The 19,961-nt window shown below is 46.5% G+C and carries 12 protein-coding genes; 5 read left to right on the plus strand and 7 right to left on the minus strand.

The window, feature by feature from the left end:
• Positions 1 to 4: 4 nt before the first annotated feature.
• The 3 genes from KXJ80_RS11775 to KXJ80_RS11785 form a co-directional block, all read right to left on the minus strand.
• Positions 5 to 2,122 carry an alpha-amylase family protein gene (locus KXJ80_RS11775; RefSeq protein ID WP_259474785.1) on the minus strand — a complete coding sequence of 706 codons (2,118 nt, stop codon included), beginning with the start codon at positions 2,120 to 2,122 and terminating at the stop codon, positions 5 to 7.
• A gap of 87 nt (positions 2,123 to 2,209) precedes the next feature.
• A complete protein-coding gene (locus KXJ80_RS11780) occupies positions 2,210 to 4,192 on the minus strand; it encodes a glycoside hydrolase family 13 protein (RefSeq protein ID WP_259474786.1) in 1,983 nt (660 codons plus the stop codon).
• A 132-nt stretch (positions 4,193 to 4,324) separates the two neighbouring features.
• A complete protein-coding gene (locus KXJ80_RS11785; RefSeq protein WP_259474787.1) occupies positions 4,325 to 7,147 on the minus strand; it encodes a TonB-dependent receptor in 2,823 nt (940 codons plus the stop codon).
• Between the two features lie 497 nt (positions 7,148 to 7,644).
• Between KXJ80_RS11785 and KXJ80_RS11790 the strand changes: the two genes are divergently transcribed.
• The 4 genes from KXJ80_RS11790 to KXJ80_RS11805 all read left to right on the plus strand — a co-directional run bounded on the left by KXJ80_RS11790 (position 7,645) and on the right by KXJ80_RS11805 (position 14,632).
• Positions 7,645 to 9,267 (plus strand): alpha-glucosidase, encoded by a 1,623-nt coding sequence (locus KXJ80_RS11790; protein WP_099458212.1) that lies wholly within the window; start codon positions 7,645 to 7,647, stop codon positions 9,265 to 9,267.
• 139 nt (positions 9,268 to 9,406) lie between these two features.
• On the plus strand, positions 9,407 to 10,675 hold the full coding sequence (locus KXJ80_RS11795) for a sugar MFS transporter (protein ID WP_037418202.1): 1,269 nt from the start codon (positions 9,407 to 9,409) through the stop codon (positions 10,673 to 10,675).
• 152 nt (positions 10,676 to 10,827) lie between these two features.
• Positions 10,828 to 12,042: an RsmB/NOP family class I SAM-dependent RNA methyltransferase gene (locus KXJ80_RS11800; RefSeq protein WP_259474788.1), complete on the plus strand. Its 1,215-nt coding sequence runs from the start codon at positions 10,828 to 10,830 to the stop codon at positions 12,040 to 12,042.
• A gap of 334 nt (positions 12,043 to 12,376) precedes the next feature.
• A complete protein-coding gene (locus KXJ80_RS11805) occupies positions 12,377 to 14,632 on the plus strand; it encodes a sensor domain-containing phosphodiesterase (protein WP_259474819.1) in 2,256 nt (751 codons plus the stop codon).
• Positions 14,633 to 14,701: 69 nt separating this feature from the next.
• Here the strand turns inward: KXJ80_RS11805 and KXJ80_RS11810 are convergent, their stop codons facing one another.
• On the minus strand, positions 14,702 to 15,712 hold the full coding sequence (locus tag KXJ80_RS11810; protein ID WP_259474789.1) for a D-alanine--D-alanine ligase: 1,011 nt from the start codon (positions 15,710 to 15,712) through the stop codon (positions 14,702 to 14,704).
• Between the two features lie 240 nt (positions 15,713 to 15,952).
• Complete coding sequence (gene asnS, locus KXJ80_RS11815) at positions 15,953 to 17,353, minus strand: asparagine--tRNA ligase (RefSeq protein WP_259474790.1); 1,401 nt, start codon at positions 17,351 to 17,353, stop codon at positions 15,953 to 15,955.
• A gap of 195 nt (positions 17,354 to 17,548) precedes the next feature.
• Between asnS and KXJ80_RS11820 the strand changes: the two genes are divergently transcribed.
• Positions 17,549 to 17,884 (plus strand): hypothetical protein, encoded by a 336-nt coding sequence (locus KXJ80_RS11820; protein ID WP_037418216.1) that lies wholly within the window; start codon positions 17,549 to 17,551, stop codon positions 17,882 to 17,884.
• Positions 17,885 to 17,908: 24 nt separating this feature from the next.
• On the opposite strand, the gene KXJ80_RS11825 is transcribed toward KXJ80_RS11820, so the two are convergent.
• Both KXJ80_RS11825 and pabB read right to left on the minus strand, forming a co-directional pair.
• Positions 17,909 to 18,496 (minus strand): CoA pyrophosphatase, encoded by a 588-nt coding sequence (locus KXJ80_RS11825; RefSeq protein ID WP_259474791.1) that lies wholly within the window; start codon positions 18,494 to 18,496, stop codon positions 17,909 to 17,911.
• Positions 18,497 to 18,520: 24 nt separating this feature from the next.
• Positions 18,521 to 19,924, minus strand: coding sequence for an aminodeoxychorismate synthase component I (gene pabB / locus KXJ80_RS11830; RefSeq protein ID WP_259474792.1), 1,404 nt, complete (start codon positions 19,922 to 19,924; stop codon positions 18,521 to 18,523).
• Positions 19,925 to 19,961: the final 37 nt, after the last annotated feature.

The following is a 19,961-nucleotide window of genomic DNA, read 5'->3' on the forward strand; positions in this document are numbered from 1 at the left end:
CTGGCTAATGGACGAGTTCAAATATCGCAGAGGAGAGAGGTGCTAGCTGCAATTTAACTTGTCCTTCACCTCGCTCGACAACCAACTGCGCTTCATAGTCTTCCAGCAAATCCTTAAGCGGATAGGTTGCATCGGTTAACTGCCATTGCGCAATCAGAGATTGGGGCAGTTTAAGTGAAAATAACTTGGCTTGGGTTTGACTAAAGTTACTGACAATAATCAGCTTTTGGCCTTTGCTATCGGCGGAATAAGCCTCAAAGCGGACAAAAGCGAAGGTTGCGTCATCATAACCCGTTGCGCTGCCATTGTTTGCCTTATTGCTAGGCTTTGCGGCCGATACCGCGCTACGGTTGGCTGCATCTAGCGAGTAATATTGCCCCAAGAGCGCGGGCGCATTTTTCCCCGTGCTGAGGTTCAATAGTTTTTGATAGTAGGTGCGCAGCGCGGCTTCTGTTGTTGTCGATTGGCCGCCATCAAATTTACCTTGATTCATCCAGCGCTGATGGGCGGGGACGCCCGCATAATCAAAAATACTGGTGCGCGAAGCATGGCCAAAGCCTAGGTTTTGCGTCGCCGCTTCTCCCACTTCTTGGCCGAAATAAATCAAGGTGGGTGATGTACTTAAGGTTGCTGACACCACCATGGCGGGCAGGGCGTAGCGGGGATCGACCGCATCCGTTGAGGCATTACCACTTAAGCTACCTAAAAAGGCGGCATTGGCGATGCGCTGTTCGTCGTGGTTTTCTAAAAAATGCAGCATATGCGAGTCAATATCTTGCACTTTGGCCTGATCTGCGGCGATCTGCGCGGTACTTTTTTGCCCTGCCATAATGGCTTTGAGGGTGTCGTAAAGATCGACCTTGTCGTAGAGGTAGTCCATTTTGCCGAGCTGAATATAGTCGCGATACAGCGCGGGGTTGTAGACCTCAGCTAAGATAAAAGCTTCGGAATGGCTATGTTTTATATGACTATTTAAATAGCTCCAAAACTCGACGGGCACCATTTCGGCCATATCGTAACGAAATCCATCGACTCCCATCGCTAACCAATACTGGGCAATTTGATTGAACTTGATCCAAGAGTTAGGTAATTCATGACTATGTTGCTGCCAAAAAGCATAGTGCTGCTCGGCGCCGAGAGTAGCATAACCTGGCGGCAGTGCGGGGAAATCATGACTGCCATCGGGGCGGACACCGTAATTGATTTTAACGGTTTCATACCAGTCGTTCATATCCGGCTTGGCAAGGCGTGAGCCGTTGCCCGTCCATTTGGCGGGGATTTCCTTAAATTGACCATCACTTAGGGGATGCGATTCGCCACCTAACGGTTTGAGGCTATCAGGCAAATCGGGCACTTGAAAGCCAGAGGATTGCTTTTTATCAGTCACATAGTAAAAGTTATTATGCTTTGCATATTCAAGGGCTTGATTATCTTCTTCACCAAAATCACGCACGCCCTCGGGCTTAGTGATGGAATGGTAATTACGTGCCACATGGTTGGGCACTATATCGATAATCACCTTTAAGCCTTGCTTGTGGGTGCGCTCGATAAGTGCCTGAAACTCCTGTAAACGCTTTGCGGGATCGACAGCTAAATCGGGGTTTACGTTGTAATAATCTTTAACCGCATAGGGCGAACCGGCGCGGCCCTTAACCACATCGGGATCATCGTGACTTACGCCAATTGCACTGCAATCGCCAATTAAGGCGTGGTGGGGTACACCCGTATACCACACATGGGTAACGCCTAAGTCTTTGATACTTTTGAGCGCTGTGTCATCAATATCATTAAATTTACCCACACCGTTTTCGCTAATCGTGCCCCAAGGTTTATTGGTGGTGTTTTTATTGCCATAGAGTCGGGTAAAAATTTGATAAACAACGGGTTTAAACTTTTTTACTTGCTCGACATTGTGATGGGCTGACAGGATTTCACCTTCGGCCACATTGAGATTGGCAGGCAGGGTTTTAGCCGCCACAGCTTGTAACTCCGTTGCTTGAGTGCTGATTGCTGGTGCAGCCATGGCGCAAAAGGTGCTAATGCTGCTGAGGGCCAGTACGCTTAATCCCTGTTGCCAGCGATAAGCGCGACGTTTGCTGCTGTTAGATAATAGAAAATTCAACCTAGGTTCCTTTACTGACTTGGCGGCCAAACTGTAGTTTGGCCGCGTTGTTAGCTAAGCATGCTTAGCTGCTTCATTGAGTATGGGTTATTGATGATTGAGTTCAAGCAGCATAACGCCAGCATGGGGCAGAACAAGTGATTGATTCAGCTCGAACTTGTCCTCCGAAAAGACAGAAATAGCAGAGCTATTACCCGCCAATACCTTACTAAAGCGGCTTAAATCCAGCGTTTGTGCTTGGTCATTCTTGTTGTAAATCACCATCACTTTATCCGTATCGGCTTGGTAGCAGGCATTTTCCACTGTGGCATGTTTAGCGACGCATCGAAATTGCACATAAATGCCGTTTTGCGGCACAAAGTGCAGTAAATCGCCCGTTTGCAGCACGGCTGAATGTTTACGGTAATTGAGTAGGGTGCGCACAAACGCAAGTGCTTGCTGCTGTTTTGCGTTTAGTCCTTTACCGCTAAAACCGTTGACCTTGCTATTGGCAAAGCCACCCGGAAAATCGCTACGCACTACACCGTCGTGGCGGCCTTCGGTCGGGCTGGTCATCAATACTTCGGTACCGTAAAACAGCTGTGGAATGCGTTTGGCCGTTAACACATAGGTGAGGGCCATTTGATACAGCGGCAGGTTTTCTTTAAGCAGACTATAAATCCGATTGGTATCGTGGTTGCCTTCAAAGAGGACTAACTGGCTTGGATTTGCATACACCACATCATTCGCTAACATCTCGTAAAGCTTGATAAAACCAGTATCCCAGCCTTCGGGTTCGTTCAGGCTTTCAACCAGCTTTTCATAAAGTGGAAAATCCATCAGGCTCGGCAAATCTGAGGTATAGCCATCGGCATTGATTTTGCCTTTTTGCCAATAGGCGACGGTAATGGGATTGGCGGTCCATTCTTCGCCGACAATATTAAAATGCGGGTATTCGGCCATTAAGGCTTTTGACCATTGGGCTAAAAAGGCTTTATCGGCGTAGGAGTAGGTGTCTTCGCGAATGCCCGAAAGCCCCGCGTATTCCACCCACCAAATGCTGTTTTGAATAAGATAAGTGGCAAGCTTCGGGTTGCGCTGATTGAGATCGGGCATCGAATCGACAAACCAACCGTCGACAAAATCCTGTTTATCCTGCGTGTCGGCGTAGGGATCTTGCACTGTGGTGCGTCTATGACTGGTAAAGTTCGGGCTAGTAGAACTGGCCGCAGGAGCCGTTTGGGTGTCAGTGACATTGGTTTGCTGTGGGTAATTGAGCCAGTCACTGCTCGGTAAATCCTTTAGCCACCAATGATTTGAGCCAATATGGTTAAGCACAACGTCTTTAATTACGCCTAGGCCACGTTGTTTGGCCTCCGTGACTAACCTTTGGTAATCCTGATTGTTGCCAAAACGCGGGTCGACCCGATAAAGATTAGTAATGGCGTAACCATGATAGGAGTACTGGGCTTGGTTATTTTCAAGCAGTGGGTTGATCCACAGCTGAGTGACGCCCAGTTTGGCTAAGTAATCTAAGTGCCGGCGAATACCTTCGATATCGCCGCCATGGCGACCATCGGAATTTTCTGGCGCCGCATGCTCGAGCATATTGGCTTGATTATCATTGCTTGGGTTGCCATTGGCGAATCGGTCTGGGGTGATAAGGTAAATCACATCTTTATTGCTAAAACCTTGGCGCTCTCGGCTGCCATCTGCCCGCGCAGCTAAAGTGTAGGGCAGTTGGAAGAGCTGCTTGTCGCCAGTGAGAATGCGGATGTCAAAGGTCTGCGGTTTGGCTTGGCGCAAGTCTAAATTGATAAACAAATAATGGGGATTATCCGTCTGCTCAATCCCTTCAAACACCACATCTTGGCCAACTATCTCAACCTTAAGCTGCGTTACATCCGCGGGTAGGGCGCTGCTGTGTAGCATTAATTGCAACTTAGGATTATGCATGCCCGCCCACCAAGAGAGCGGCTCAAGATGCAAAGATGCTGTACTGCTGACGGGGCTATGGCTGGTCTGTGCTAGAGCACATAAGGGAGAAGAGGCGGTTAACACAAGGGCGAAGAGTAGACTGTGACGTATCATACTATGGGCCTTTTATCGGGTGAGGTTTTAAGAGTGACTTTTGAAATCAATGTCGGCGTGTCATCTCACTTTTGTTATACATAAAAAATGAAAAGCCTGCTTCAGTGTGAAGCAGGCTTTTTTTACTCTGTCTTACAGAGAGTAGGTTAAACCAAGGAAATATTGTCTACCGAAGTATTGAATCGTCCCGGTTTGATGTTCTTCACCAAAATAGGTTTTGCTTGGTTCATCAGTGAGGTTATTGATTTGGAATAGGAATTTAAGGCCGTTATCCAGCGCGTAAGAGGCCTGATAATCCACAACTGTTTCCGCATCGAAGAATGCCAATTGAGATTCAACAGCAACTTGTTCTGAAACATAGCCACTACGATATCTCATGCTGACTCGAGTATCGAAGCCATCTAGGGTGTAGAATAATGTGGTATTCAACACATCTTCTGAAAGTCCTGGCAATGGAATGGTCAGGTTTGAACCACTTAAATCGGTGGTAAATTCCACTTCACTATCGGAGTAAGAGTAGCTACCCGTGAAGCCTAAGCCATCCAATGGTGATGGTAGGAAATCAAACACTTGGGTATAGCCTAACTCGATACCACGGATATAGCCGCCTTTATCGTTGTTGATGGCTGTTTGATATTGACCTTCATTTTTTACAACTGGGAATTCAACACCATTATCGATAATGGTATCAGGTACGATAAATCCATTCGCTTCAAAATCAAACGGTTGAATAGTGAAGTTGTTGATGAAAGATTTAATATCTTTATAGAACAAGGCTACAACGACCGCACCTTCAGATTCTTCAAAGTAGTGCTCGTAGGACAAGTCATATTGATCCGCATAGAAAGGATCTAATAACGGACTGGTGTTACCCCACGCATTGTACTTTTTATATCCTGGTGTTGCTGAATCGTCGTACCAAGAACCCATACCAGACTTTAACTTATCGATAGGTGGACGTGACATTACAGATGCCGCAGCAAAACGCAGTTGATCGTTTTCTGTCAGGTGGAAGGTTAAGTTTAATGATGGCAGGTAATCAGTATAAGTTTTGCCGACCTTGTTACGGATATAATCTGTGCTGACAACACCCAGTTCATCGGTAATGGCCTCACCTAAACCATAACCTACTTGCTGTAAGCCGGTACTGCTTTGATCGGTATTAACAACACGAACACCTACGTTACCAGTTACCTTAATATCAGCGATATCAAAGTCCAAGTTAGCTTGCACGTAGCCTGCCAATACATCTTCATTGACCGCGCCGCTTTGGATCATGGTCCAGTTATTTGACCAGTTAGCTGTTGGAGTAAAGGGTGATTGACCCGTTGCGGCTAACTGCGCATTGACCAGCTCGACAGCTTTGTTAAAGTCAATAGCGAGGAAACTTGGGTAACCTGAGAGTTCTCCTCCAAAATCAACCACTTTTGCCATATCGCCGTTGAGGCTAAGCACCGGTTGGTTGCTTGGGTTTTTACCAAATTCAAAGCCGTAGCCTGCTTGTGAGCGTTGAGCGTTAAACTCACGCTCAGCATAGCGCACACCAAAATCAACAGAAGACACAACGCCCATGTCTAAGACATAGTTAAAGTCGAGTTTGTAGGCAACCAGATCGTTTTGCTGATTATAAGGCCACATTCCCACTTCTTTTAAGCCCAAAGAGGCAGTATTGGTATAGTCGTTGTCAAAACTAATATCGGCAGGACTTAAACCATTAAGTTGGTATGTTATCGATTCTGCTGAGCGTACTTCATTACCAATGTCATCATACAACACGGCGCGGGTGCCGCCGTTAACGAATTCACCATCGGCTTTTGAATAGCTCACATCAGCTGCAACTGTCAGTGCGCCGCCGTTGTTCCATTCAACATTAAAAGAGCCAGAGGTCAGCTCTGAGTATTTGGAGTCATTATCGTTGATCACGAAAACCGCAAAGTTATCCGTGCCGTCGGTAGAGACGGTACCACCTGTCATAGAACCATTTTCGACAACGGCATCACTGATGGTGCCATTTTTCAATGATTTAACGCGGAAACCACGGGCAAAGTTTTCTGAGGTAAATTTAGAGTGGAACAGATCACCTTTCAGGCTCAGATTATCGGTCGGTTGCCAATGGATAGCAGCCATATAGCCATCACGGGTATCGTCGCCGCCTTTTTGTTGTAGTTCAAAACCTTCGCTAATTGCTTCCTTGATACCGTCAGCGTTAACGTCTTTTTTATCATCATTAAAACGTAAACCAATGAACTGACTCGCAACGTAAGGCTGATACAGGTGGGCATAACCCACTGCAACCCCTAAGGTGTCTTCGAGGAATTTACCTTGATAAGCAAGGCTTAACCGATTGCCGTATTGCTCTGCATCAGAGATTTCATCAGCACGATCGTTAAAACTGCCACGGGTGTTGATATTGAATGATTGGTCTTTGTCACTTTTAAGCGGGTCGGTGGTTTTTAATTCAACTGTACCAGCAACACCGCCTTCGATCAGCGAGGCTTTTGGAGATTTATAAACAGCCGCTTGACTGATTAATTCGGATGGATATTGGTCAAACTCAATGGCACGTTTACCGCCAGTGGTGACTTGTTCATGACCATTTAGAGTAGCAAACACGAAATCGCCATCGAGACCACGGATGTTCAGACCACTGGCTTGACCGCCAGTACGAACCGCTGTGACGCCTGGTAAACGGGTTAACGCATCGGCGATAGATTGGTCGGGCAGAGCGCCGAGATCATCGGCAGAGATAGATTCAGCGACGGTATCGCCAAAACGTTTATCATTGAGCGATTTGATTACACTGGTTCTGAAGCCTTTAACTTGGATTACTTCAATTTCTGCATCTTTTTTAGCTTTTACATCTTTATCTGTTACCGCATCTGCTGCGTAGGAGTGCATACTGGCGCCTGCAGCAACAAGTGCTAAGGTCAGCAAGCTGGGTTTAAATCGCATCATTTCTATCTTCCCCTTGAAGTCGCTTTTTACCGCTTATGTAGAGCGTTTTATCGTTATTACCGCATTGTTTATGCGGCCTTTTTTGGTATTTCGGCGCTTAATTGACTGCATAAGTGCTGCGTTTATGACCAAATTGTTATGCAACGGTGAAGATACTACTCCCGAGAATCTTGGCCTCACAATATTGTGCATACGTATTCAATAGGCTGAAGACAGGATCAAAGTCGGATTTTGTATAAAAAATGTATTAGCTAAATCATAAATGGATATGCGTAACTCTATGTTAATAAAAATTAAATTCTTACCTGATTGAAGCTTAGTATCTCTTATCTCCTTTGCATACGTATGCAGGTGTATTGAACCTTATTTCCTTCTTCACGTATGCTCGCTGTCACAAATACAAGCCGTAGCGCCTTTACTCCGCAGTAACATTACTGTAACTGCCTGTTAGTGAGTTCTTGGGTTAGCTCGCTGAAGAATAAGGATAAAGGGGCATTATGAGTGAGTTAACCTGGTGGCGTGGCGCCGTAATTTATCAAGTCTATCCACGCAGCCTTTTAGATACCAATGGTGATGGCGTAGGCGATCTTCGCGGGATCATCACTAAGTTGGATTATATTGCCAGCCTGAATGTGGATGCCATTTGGATTTCACCCTTCTTTAAATCCCCTATGGCCGACTTTGGTTACGATATCAGTGATTATCGCGAGGTCGATCCCTTATTCGGTTCGATGCAGGATTTCGATGAGCTGATTGAAAAAGCCCATCAACGCGGTATTAAAGTCATTATCGACCAAGTGTTAAGCCATACCTCGGATCAACATGCGTGGTTTATCGAGAGTCGTGAGAACCGTACCAATCCTAAGGCCGATTGGTATGTGTGGGCCGATCCGAAGGAAGATGGTACCGCACCCAATAATTGGTTAGCGATCTTTGGTGGTTGCGCTTGGGAGTGGGAACCGCGCAGGCAACAATATTATCTGCACAACTTTTTACGCAGCCAACCCGACATAAACTTCCACAATCCTGAAGTACGTCAAGCCGTGTTAGATAATGTGGAGTTTTGGCTGAAGAAGGGCGTCGATGGTTTCCGCTTAGATGCCATTACCTTCTGTTATCACGATGAGCTGCTTCGAGATAATCCGGCAAAACCCAAGGATAAACGCCAAGGGCGGGGATTTAGTGAAGATAATCCCTATGCCTATCAGTACCATTACTACAATAACGATCGCCCACAAACGATTCAGTTTATTGAAGAATTACGCCAACTTATCAATCGTTATCCAGGCGCTGTGACCTTAGGTGAAGTTTCTGCTGAAGACTCACTCGCTGTAATGGCTGCCTATACCAAGGGCGAAGATCGGTTACACATGGCTTACAGTTTTGAGTTGCTGACCGATGACTACAGTGCCACTTATATTCGCCAAACGGTAGAAGCGCTGGAAGGCAGTATTGGCGATGGCTGGCCCTGCTGGGCAATCGGTAACCATGATGTGCAGCGGGTAGCGAGCCGTTGGGGGCGCGGTAAGCAAATACCCGATATGGTGAAAATGCTTAATGCTATGCTTTGTTCGCTGCGTGGCAGTGTCTGTAGTTATCAAGGGGAAGAGCTTGGCTTAACCGAAGCACCAATTGAATTTCACGAGTTACAAGACCCTTTCGGCAAAACCTTCTGGCCGATGTTTAAGGGGCGAGATGGTTGCCGTACTCCCATGCCATGGGAGCAACATGCAGATTTTGCAGGCTTTAGTCAAGTAACCCCTTGGTTACCAGTGACGAGCGAGCATCGAGCTCTGGCAGTTGATGTACAAGAAGCTGACCCCGCATCTATGTTACATGGCTATCGTCAGTTCCTTGCATGGCGCAAAGGTTATCCTATTTTGATTGAAGGGGAGATTGAGTTTCTCGATGCGCCAGAGCCGTTATTAGTGTTTGTGCGCAAACTTGGGGAACAGAAGCTATTGGTTTGCTTCAACCTATTAGACACTGAGACTCAGTTGTCGCTAGCAGGGCTTAAGTTACAGCAAGAATTAACCGGACATGGTTTAAAAACCGCACTCTTACAGGGTGATAACTTGATATTTTCAGCCTATGCCAGCTTCTATGCACTATTGGTCTAGTTGGTTGTATAAGTTAGCGGTCTTCCTGCTATGGCCTCAAACAAGCAGTGACAACTCGATTGTTACTGCTTGTTGTTTTACGCAAACGCCTAAGGGACATACCCTTTAGATAATAAAAACATGATTAGAGAGCACAACTATGGCGTCATCTATTAACACCAGCAGCCACACGACCAGCGTCAGCGGATCGGATAATGGCAACTACCGTTTTGCGCTAGTATCACTGACTTCACTGTTTTTTATGTGGGGATTTATCACTTGTTTAAACGATATTCTGATCCCCCACCTAAAAGCTGTTTTTTCACTCAATTACACCCAAGCGATGTTGATCCAGTTTTGTTTCTTTGGGGCTTATTTCTTGGTGTCTATTCCCGCAGGTCAACTTGTTAAACGACTTGGCTACCAAAAAGGGATTGTCACAGGCTTAGTGATTGCCAGTATCGGCTGTGGCTTGTTTTACCCTGCCGCATCCCTTGCAACCTACGGTTTATTTCTCGGCGCACTTTTTGTGCTTGCCTCAGGCATCACCATTTTACAGGTGGCAGCCAACCCCTATGTCAACGCCCTTGGTAGCGCAGAAACTGCATCGAGTCGTTTAAACCTGACACAAGCTTTTAACTCACTTGGCACCACAGTTGCGCCGTTTTTTGGGTCTATTTTGATTTTATCGGTGGCGGCAACGGCGTCTTCTGAATTAGCGCAAGCCAATGCCGAGGCGGAAGTCGTTAAACTGCCTTACTTGTTACTCGCCGCAGCTCTTGCCGTACTTGCCATCATTTTTGCTAAGTTAGATTTGCCGGTGATCCGTGAACATACTGAAACAACTGGTGGGGTTCAAACCCATTTAGGTAAAACCAGCGCACTACAAAGCACGCATTTAGTGCTGGGCGCAGTGGGGATTTTTGTCTATGTGGGCGCTGAGGTTTCTATCGGTAGCTTCTTAGTCAACTTCCTTGGTGAATCACACATAGTCGGTATGCCAGAAGAACAAGCGGCCCATTACATCGCCTATTACTGGGGCGGCGCGATGGTCGGACGTTTTATCGGCTCGGCTGTGATGCAAAAAATCCCCGCAGGCACAGTGCTTGCCTTCAATGCCTTTATGGCGGCATTGTTAGTGTTGGTGGCCATGACAACCAGTGGCAGCATTGCCATGTGGGCGATTTTGGGCGTGGGATTATTTAACTCAATCATGTTTCCGACCATTTTCAGCTTAGCACTGCGAGATTTAGGTCCCCATACTTCTCAGGGCAGCGGTATCCTCTGTTTGGCCATTGTGGGGGGAGCGATTGTGCCATTATTGCAGGGCGTGTTAGCCGATAACTTAGGCATCCAACTGGCATTTATTCTGCCTGTGGTGTGCTACGGTTTTATTCTATTCTATGGTGCTCGGGGCTCTAAAATGTAATAGCATTTGAGTGTTTTATGAAAGCGATCCCTGTGGATCGCTTTTTTATTGGGCTTTTGCGGTGCTTAATAGCAACTGAGCATCTGTTTACTTGCGTATTCGTGCCTGACCTCCTATGATCCCTCGGTTTTATTACTCACGGTGACCTGTAAATGTTGAATTCTCCGCTTTCTGCCAGCTCGAATGAATTAGTGATCAATATCTTAGCTATGGTGCTAAGCGAAGGAAAACCCTTAGACCGGGCTTATTCTCAGCATTTTTCAGGATTAAAGTTAGTACCCGCCGAGCAGGCGCGGATCGCGACTGTAACGGGCGATATTCTACGCCGCTTAAATCTTTACTGTTTCTTAGCCGACATCAAGCCGGAAGAAATGGCGCGTTTAGGCTCAAAGCTACTTAATGTGTGGCACTTATTTCACGTGCTGGAACTGCCTAAAATGCAGTACTCACTACCAGTGGATACTGATGATTTAGCCACGCGTATTGAACAGGCTAAAACTAACCCCGTACTTTGGGACGGTTGCCCGGAATGGTTAGATACCATGGGACATGAGCAGTTGGGGGCTTCGTGGGAAAAAGAGCGCGCGGCCTTAAGCACGCCACCTAAACGTTTCCTGCGGGTTAATGGTTTAAAAGTCACCCGTGATGAATTAACGCAAAAATTAGCGGCCGAATTTGTCTCAACTCAAGCGGTCGAAAGCGTTGATTCTGCCCTTGAAGTGACATCGGATTCGGCACTGTTTCGTACCAATAGCTTTAAAGATGGCTTATTTGAGCAGCAAGATGCGGGCTCACAACGGGTAGCCGCAGCGCTCGATGCCAAACCGGGTATGCGAGTGATTGATGCCTGCGCCGGTGCTGGCGGAAAAACCTTGCATATTGCTGCACAAATGCAAGGTAAAGGGCGTTTGTTAGCGATGGATGTGGAGCAATGGAAACTCGACAATCTGAAAGAGCGCGCCCGTCGTAATGGTGCCCACAATATCGAAACACGGTTAATTGTCGGTTCTAAAACCATTAAACGCTTAAAACTTAGCGCCGATCGCGTCCTGCTCGATGTGCCCTGTTCTGGCCTTGGGGTATTAAAGCGTAATCCCGACGCCAAATGGCGTGATACCGCTGAACGTTTACCTGTGTTGATGGAACTGCAAAAGCATATTCTCAGCAGTTACAGTCGCATGGTGAAGGTCGGTGGCATTGTGGTGTACGCGACTTGCTCGATTTTCCCCTGCGAAAACCGCGGTCAAGTGGATGCCTTTTTAGCTGAAAATCCCAATTTCCGTTTACTCGAGGATGAAACGATCAGTCCAGCCGATACTGGTTTTGATGGTTTTTATCTCGCAAAGCTTGAACGCATTCAAGAATAAACCGCAGTATATTCGCCTAATTTCCTAGAGGGTTGACGCTTCGAGATTACATGAAGTGTGCCCTTGCTAGAGCATGCTCGCGAAATGCACTGTGATGTATGGTTGTTCTTATGGGAGGTCGAGTGGTTTTAAAAGACTTTTAGTGTAGGGACTTGCAACCCAATTGCGGCAAAAATAATCCTTTAACGTCAATATTCCTTAGACTAAAGCAACCTTTGGTTACACATCGAAAGGTTGCTTTAGCTTGTTTATACTCCTAAAATTCACTTCTAATTTACAAAGGTTAATCACCTTAGTAATGTCGTTAACTTACACGCTAACTGACAAGGGTACTATGGACGAAGGAATGCAGGTTGTAGGTGCGGTTGGTAAGTTAAGTGCCCCGTTTAATCAAAACGTTAGCCTCGAGTGTTACAACGGTATTCTTTCAATGCTGCTCAATGGTGCACCATTGGCAGAAATTCTCCATGCCTTAGTGTTAAAAATTGAAGATCAACGCCTTGGTACCCACGCCTCGGTCTTATTGCTCAGTGAGGACGGTAAAAGAGTGCTCATGGGGGCCGCACCCCATTTACCTGATAGTTATAATCAAGCTATCCATGGCGTCGAAATTGGCCCTGAGGCCGGTTCCTGTGGTACCGCGGCCTATACGGGGGAAAGGGTGATTGTTGAGGATATCGAACATCATCCTTATTGGGCCTTGTATAAATCCTATGCACTTGTTCATGGATTAAGAGCTTGTTGGTCTGAGCCTATCAAAGACACTCAAGGCAAGGTGCTCGGTACCTTTGCCATGTATTACAAAGAGGCTAAATCTCCTACATCCGCGGATTTAATCTTAATCGCGGAAGCGGCAAGACTGGCGAGTTTAGCCATAGAACGCAGTCGTTCGTTAGAGTTTCAGCGACTTGCTGTGAAAATATTTGATCGGCTGCCCCTTGCTCTCGTTATCACCAATGCTAGCCATTCTGTCCTTTATGCAAACGATGCTTTTACTCAGATGGTTTATTCTCAACCATCTGAAAGTATTGAGTTTAATCCTGAGCAATTTTTTTCTCCCTCCGAACCTCACGAAATCGCTTCACTGTTTAAGCATCTTGCTGAGGGGAAGATGTGGCAGGGTGAACTGGTCGGTCTGCGGAATAATGGTGAAACCTTTTATCTCGATTTAACCGTAACGGTTTTTCGTGAACCCCATAGTACAGATAATGGGTTTGCGTGGTTATTTTCTGACGTCAGTGAGCGTAAAAAAGCGGCTCAGTTAATCAAATATCAAGCGAATAATGATTCCCTGACGGGACTTGCTAACCGTAATGCCCTGTTTAGACAAATCCAAGAGCTTATTTGTGCCGATAGCCTAACGCCTGGCTTTAGCTTTATGTTGATGGATTTGGATAACTTTAAACAAGTAAACGATACCTACGGTCACGACAAAGGCGATGTCCTCTTAGTGCAGATGGTGGAACAGGTTAAAACTTGTTTGAACGAGCAGGCGGTGTTTGCACGCTTAGGTGGTGATGAGTTTGCCATCCTACTGCCAGGGGTTGTGACTCAAAGAGAACTGTCGCAACTCGCTGATAAGATCAATAAGCAAGTTTATCGACGTTATGAATTATCCCTCGATAAAGGCGTTTATAGCTCAGTGAGTATTGGTATTGCGCGATTCCCAGAAGATGCCCTCGATTTAGAGCAACTGTTAAACTGCGCTGACCAAGCGATGTATATCTCTAAGGCGAATGGCCGTAATAGATATCATTTTTTTACCGAACAAATGCAACAAAATGCAGAGCGTATTGCTAATTTACACACGCTACTTAAGCAAGCATTAGAGCAAAAAGCTTTCGAGTTGTACTTTCAACCGATAGTCGATGCGACAACGGGGCTCATTGTGCGTGCTGAGGTGCTACTGCGCTGGCAGCATGAAGGACAGTTTATTTCCCCCGATGAGTTTATCCCCATTGCTGAAAACAGTGGTTTAATTGTCAATATTGGCCGTTGTGTACGCCAAGCGGTGATGCAAACCATTATTGAAATGCAAGCGCTCGGTTGGCCGATGAGTTTAGCGATTAACGTATCGACCTTTGAATTTTGGTCCCATGAGTTGCAGGATGAGTTTTGTGATTCGTTCGCCGATATTATTGAAGGTTTAGGGATAGAGGATTTTCCCTATGAGTTGATCACCTTGGAGATCACCGAATCCCTGTTAATGAAAAAACATACTCATTTAATTCAAGTGCTTAATGAGTTACGTGGTCGAGGTATTAACATTTCCCTCGATGATTTTGGCACGGGTTATTCTTCGTTGTCATATTTAGCGAATTTCCCTATTGATCAAATTAAGATCGACAAGAGCTTTATTGACAGGCTCGCGGAAGGTGAGCGACATCTTGCCTTGATTGAAGCGATAGTACGCTTAAGTCATGCACTTAATCTGCGAGTCACGGCGGAAGGGGTTGAAACTCAAGAACAGCTTAAGGTAATGATGGATAACCATATTCAAGAAATTCAGGGTTATCTATTTTATAAACCCATGCCCAAGGCCGCGTTTTTTGAATTACTGGCGAAACAAGCGGCCATGTCGCCGCGTTGATCATCATCGCTATGCATCATCTCAAACAATAAGAGCGCCATTGGCGCTCTTATTGTCTGATTAAGGTGGTTACTTTGCCGCTAACTGGCTGTTAATCACTAAACTTAAGTATTGGGTGAAATCATGCCCATGATTTTGCAGCATCTTAGGGAACATCGAAATGGGCGTCGAACCAGGGAAGGTATTGATTTCGTTCAGCAGGATTTCATTGTCCGCGGTTAAGAAAAAGTCGATACGGGACAGGTGACGTAACTTCATGCCTTTAAAGGCTTTAATCGCATAGGCTCGGATCTGATCGCTGATTTCAGTCGGTACATTTTGCGCGACGACATCGGTTCGCGCCTTACTGTTTTTCGCGTACTTTTCATCGAAGGTGTAGAAGGTATTGCTATCGCAGATGATTTCGCCGGGTAGGGTGGCGATCACTTCACCTTGATATTCGTAAACGGCGACTTCAAGTTCACGGGCTTTAATGGTTTTTTCAACAATCACGTAGGGCGCATAACCAAAGGCATCTTTGAGTACTTCGCTCACTTTGCTAGCCTCATCCACCTTATAGCAACCGACCGATGAGCCTTGAGACGCAGCCTTGACGAAAATTGACCCCCAATTTTCAAGTGCCGCTAGAGTTTGAGCAATGGCTTCATCATCGTATTGATTTAAAAAGATATAAGGCGTGTTGGGAATGCCTAAGGCGCTGAACCACATTTTGGCGGTGATCTTGTTAAAGCAGTTACTGCTCGCTTCGGATTCGCAACCAAAGTAGGGCAGTTGGATAAGATTAAAGTAAGACTGAATGTCGCCTGTCTCACCTGGGTAACCGTGAATACAAGGGATCACATAATCCACGGGCCAAGGGGCTTTGCTCTCGTCACGAAAGCGGATCTCACGGTTATTGGTCAGCTCGCAGTCATCGCCTGCGGCGGTTTGGTATTGGCCAAATTTATCCAGTACCACACGTAGTACGTTGAACTGTTCTGATTTTGCTAACGAGGTTTCAAAATAATTAGCCGACAGTAGGGAAATATCGTGTTCCGCACTTCCACCGCCGCACAGCAAAAGTAAATTGATCTTTGACATTATGATTCCTCGATTGAGCAAAATGCTGTTGAGTTGCTTCGTGCAACTACGCCACTAACATGCAACTGGGCTAAAAAATAACGACACTGTATTAGCCGCTGCCATCTTAGATTTCTTCGCCCCTAAAGCGCAAGGACTCTGGCTAAGCTGTTTGATTGAGTGATGAATTTTAGCGCAGTTTGGCAGCAATAAAAAACGCGCTGTTAGCGCGTTTTAAGGATAACTTTCTAAGAAACGATATTAGAAGTTCGCGGTACGTGGTGCACGTGGGAAGGGGATGACGTCACGGATGTTCGATACGCCAGTCACGTAAGACACTAAACGCTCAAAGCCTAGACCAAAACCTGCGTGTGGCACTGTGCCATAACGACGAAGATCGCGGTACCACCAGTAATCCTCTTTGTTGAGATCCATTTCTTCTAAACGCATATCCAGCACGTCTAAACGCTCTTCACGTTGTGAACCACCGATGATTTCACCAATGCCTGGAGCCAATACGTCCATCGCGGCGACAGTTTTACCGTCTTTGTTGAGGCGCATGTAGAAGGCTTTGATATCTTTTGGATAGTTCTTCACAACCACTGGGGCTTTAAAGTGCTCTTCGGCCAGATAACGCTCGTGCTCAGAGGATAAGTCGATACCCCAAGACACTGGGAATTCGAACTCACGGCCACATTTTTGCAGAATATCTACTGCATCGGTGTAATCCACTTGGGCGAAATCGCTCGAGACGAAGGATTGCAGACGCTCAATTACGGTTTTATCCACGTGTTGGGCGAAGAATTGCAAATCGTCCATACGCTCAGCTAATACCGCGTTGAAGGCGTATTTCAGCATGCCTTCAGCGAGACTGGCGATATCGCTTAAGGTGGCGAAGGCCACTTCGGGCTCAACCATCCAGAATTCCGCTAAGTGACGGCTAGTGTTTGAGTTTTCAGCACGGAAAGTCGGGCCAAAGGTATAGATTTTTGACAGGGCGCAGGCGTAGGTTTCGCCGTTTAATTGGCCCGATACGGTTAAGAAAGCCTCTTTACCGAAGAAATCTTTGTCGTAGTCTACTTTGCCATCACTGGTGCGTGGCAGGTTTTCCATATCCAGTGTGGATACACGGAACATTTCACCCGCGCCTTCACAGTCAGATGCGGTGATCAGCGGTGTAGATACCCATACGAAGCCATTTTCGTGGTAGAAACGGTGAATGGCTTGAGATAAACAGTTACGTACGCGAGCAACGGCACCAATGATGTTGGTACGAGGGCGTAAGTGCGCCAATTCACGTAAATGCTCAATAGAATGACGTTTAGCCGCCATTGGATAAGTGTCTGGATCTTCTACCCAGCCAGTCACTTCAACTTGAGTCACTTGCAGCTCATAGGCTTGGCCCGCGCCTGGAGATTCAACAATCTCACCGGTTACGATCACCGAGCAGCCAGCAGTTAGCTTTAACACTTCGTTGTCGTAATTTTCTAAGCTATTTGGCACGACACCTTGAATAGGATTGAAGCAGGAGCCGTCATAGACTGCCAAAAAAGAGATGCCAGCTTTAGAGTCACGACGAGTTCTTACCCATCCACGTACGGTGACTGTAGAACCGACTGCGTGCTCACCTTTAAATACAGAAGCGACTGATGCAATACTCATTGTTGCTTAGTTCTCCAACGAAACGTTTTATATGAAAATTTTGGAGGTTTATATTACCTTGCTGGTGGCTTTTCTCAAGCTGAAAAAGGTATCCTGAGGTGAATATTACCGCTATTAAGCAATATATACCCAATCAACCACAATCCGACATCTTTAGATTGTTTGGTTATCGTGCGTTAAACGTTTGGAGGCGATATGAGAAAAGTTAAAATATTCCAGCTCATCCTCGCGACATTATCTATTTTGGGTTGGACATTGGCGGTGTACGCGCTGATGGTGTTTGGCGAGGCTCGCCCCGAACGAGAGGTCGGGTCCTACTTGAGTCGCGGTGAAACCTTCAGGCACTATTGGGACCCAAGCGAAACCGAATTACTGCAATATATCATCTGGGGCTGTGGTGCGATCAGTCTGATAAGTCTGGCGTTTAACTACTATGTTGCCCACCACAGTAAACTGGGTTATTGGTTTAATATTCCCTTGCTGCTGTTAACGTCGTTAGTGGCGGGCTTATATGTACATTTTGTGATTTAAATTATCCAAAAGAGCAATGCGGCTTTACAGCATCTCCTCGGGCAGACTCACATGCCGACAGAGGTGATCGATGATCGCCGCTGTCGCTCCCCAGATAAAACGCTGTTGATACGGGATAAAGTGTACGCTGTAATAACGGCCTTTGCGTAAGAATGCGTTACGATGCCGATGGCTTGGTTCGATAAAAAAACTTAAAGGCACGGTAAAACAATCGGCAACCTCGCCCGGATCGAGCCTTAAGGTAAAATCTTGCTTGATGATCCCGACCACTGGAGTAATTTCAAACCCAGTAAAGGTATTGTGGGCAGGGAAAGTACCTATCACATCCACATTTTCTCGGCAAAGACCAATTTCCTCTTCGGCTTCTCGTAATGCCGCCATAATCGCACTTGGATCACTGGGTTCAATCTTTCCTCCCGGAAAACTGATTTGCCCTGGGTGCGCCCGAAGATGCATGGATCTTTGGGTTAAAATCAGATTGAGCTCGCCACGGATTTCCTGCAAGGGAATTAACACCGCCGCTTTTCGCAGTCCTTGGTGAGGGAGCGCCGCCGGATCTTGCTTAGCTAATGGGTGTAGATTGAATCTGAGTCTAAATTCCGCTTGATCCATAGGTTTCCCACTCATTCCTGTCGATTATTGAGGGCTATCTAACAAGGGTAAGATTCGACTGACTTTATCGAAGCTTTCTTGATATTCGGCATCGACATTGGAGTCGGCGACGATCCCTCCGCCAGCCCAACAATAGAGCTTGCCGCGCTCGGCAACAATAGTGCGGATGGTAATGCTCGTATCCATTTGCCCATCTTGGCTGATATAGCCTATTGAACCACAATACAGACTGCGGCGTGAGGGTTCCAGTTCTTCAATAATTTCCATGGCGCGAATTTTGGGGGCGCCGGTAATTGAACCGCCGGGAAAGGCTGCCCGCAGTAAGTCACTGGCGTGGTATTGTGGATCGAGTTTAGCGGTGACGGTACTCACTAAATGATGCACAGCCGGAAAACTTTCTATGGCAAATAAGTGTGGTACTTGCACTGACCCGGGCGCCGCGACTTTGCCGATATCATTACGTAGCAAATCCACAATCATCACGTTTTCGGCGCGATCTTTAGGGGAGTTGGCGAGTGTTTGTGCCACCTGTTTATCCCGCTCCGGATCGGCATGACGTGGCAAGGTGCCTTTAATCGGTTTGGTTTGAATATCATCCCCGCGCAGCTGAATAAAACGCTCAGGCGAAATCGATAAAATCGCGTTGGCCTCAAGCCGCATAAAGGCAGAGAAGGGCGCCTGATTGGCACTGCGCAGTTTGCAGTAGGCGAGCCATTCATCGCCTTGATACTCAGCTTCAAATCGCTGAGTTAAATTAATTTGATAGCAATCACCGCTTTGTAGATATGCCTGTACTTGATTAAATTTTGAGGTGTACTGGGCTTTGGTGAGTTGCGCCGACCAAGGGCTTGTGAGACTAAACTCAGCCTGTTTTGCGGTGTTGGCTATTTTTGCTTCAATTATGTTCAATTGAGTATCGAGGGCGGCATCGCCTAAATAGTGCACCATAAACCAGCTTTGCTGCTGATAGTCAAAAATCAATGCCCAGTCGTAAAAGCCAATATTCATCTCGCCGAGGTGAATATCCTTAGCCGCTGTGCTGGGTAACTGCTCAATTCGGCGGCCTAAATCATAACTAAAACTGCCCATAGCGCCGCCACTAAAGGGCAAATCGCAGGCAAAGGATTGTGGGTACCAATGGCGCAATAGTTGATTGACCAGCGTAAAGGGATCATCAGTTGCACTCATTTGGGTGGGTATGGTTAATTCGGGCAACTGAATTAGGATATCGGTCAGTTCACCATGGGTGATCAGGGTGGCAATAGGATTTGCGCAAATAATATCGAATTTAGCGTCCTGATGGGGCGCATTGGCGGAGTCGAGCACGATGGCCCAAGGCTCGGCTGCAAAGTGTTCGAAGATTGCTGCTGTGCTGAATGTCCAGTCAAGTTGGCGTACTGCCAGCGGTAATGCCGCCCTATTTGCCATCTATTAACCCTATCTAAAAATGTGATGTAGCCCAAAA

The sequence above is a fragment of the Shewanella xiamenensis genome (assembly GCF_024971755.1).
Classification (GTDB): Bacteria; Pseudomonadota; Gammaproteobacteria; order Enterobacterales; family Shewanellaceae; genus Shewanella; species Shewanella xiamenensis.

Bases quoted from the DNA above. Each gene is read 5' to 3' on its own strand.
- KXJ80_RS11820 (WP_037418216.1), top strand. From the start codon at position 17,549: ATGAGAAAAGTTAAAATATTCCAGCTCATCCTCGCGACATTATCTATT.
- KXJ80_RS11790 (WP_099458212.1), top strand. From the start codon at position 7,645: ATGAGTGAGTTAACCTGGTGGCGTGGCGCCGTAATTTATCAAGTCTAT.
- pabB (WP_259474792.1), bottom strand. From the start codon at position 19,924: ATGGCAAATAGGGCGGCATTACCGCTGGCAGTACGCCAACTTGACTGG.
- KXJ80_RS11805 (WP_259474819.1), top strand. From the start codon at position 12,377: ATGGACGAAGGAATGCAGGTTGTAGGTGCGGTTGGTAAGTTAAGTGCC.
- KXJ80_RS11800 (WP_259474788.1), top strand. From the start codon at position 10,828: ATGTTGAATTCTCCGCTTTCTGCCAGCTCGAATGAATTAGTGATCAAT.
- KXJ80_RS11795 (WP_037418202.1), top strand. From the start codon at position 9,407: ATGGCGTCATCTATTAACACCAGCAGCCACACGACCAGCGTCAGCGGA.
- KXJ80_RS11810 (WP_259474789.1), bottom strand. From the start codon at position 15,712: ATGTCAAAGATCAATTTACTTTTGCTGTGCGGCGGTGGAAGTGCGGAA.
- asnS (WP_259474790.1), bottom strand. From the start codon at position 17,353: ATGAGTATTGCATCAGTCGCTTCTGTATTTAAAGGTGAGCACGCAGTC.
- KXJ80_RS11785 (WP_259474787.1), bottom strand. From the start codon at position 7,147: ATGATGCGATTTAAACCCAGCTTGCTGACCTTAGCACTTGTTGCTGCA.
- KXJ80_RS11780 (WP_259474786.1), bottom strand. From the start codon at position 4,192: ATGATACGTCACAGTCTACTCTTCGCCCTTGTGTTAACCGCCTCTTCT.
- KXJ80_RS11825 (WP_259474791.1), bottom strand. From the start codon at position 18,496: ATGGATCAAGCGGAATTTAGACTCAGATTCAATCTACACCCATTAGCT.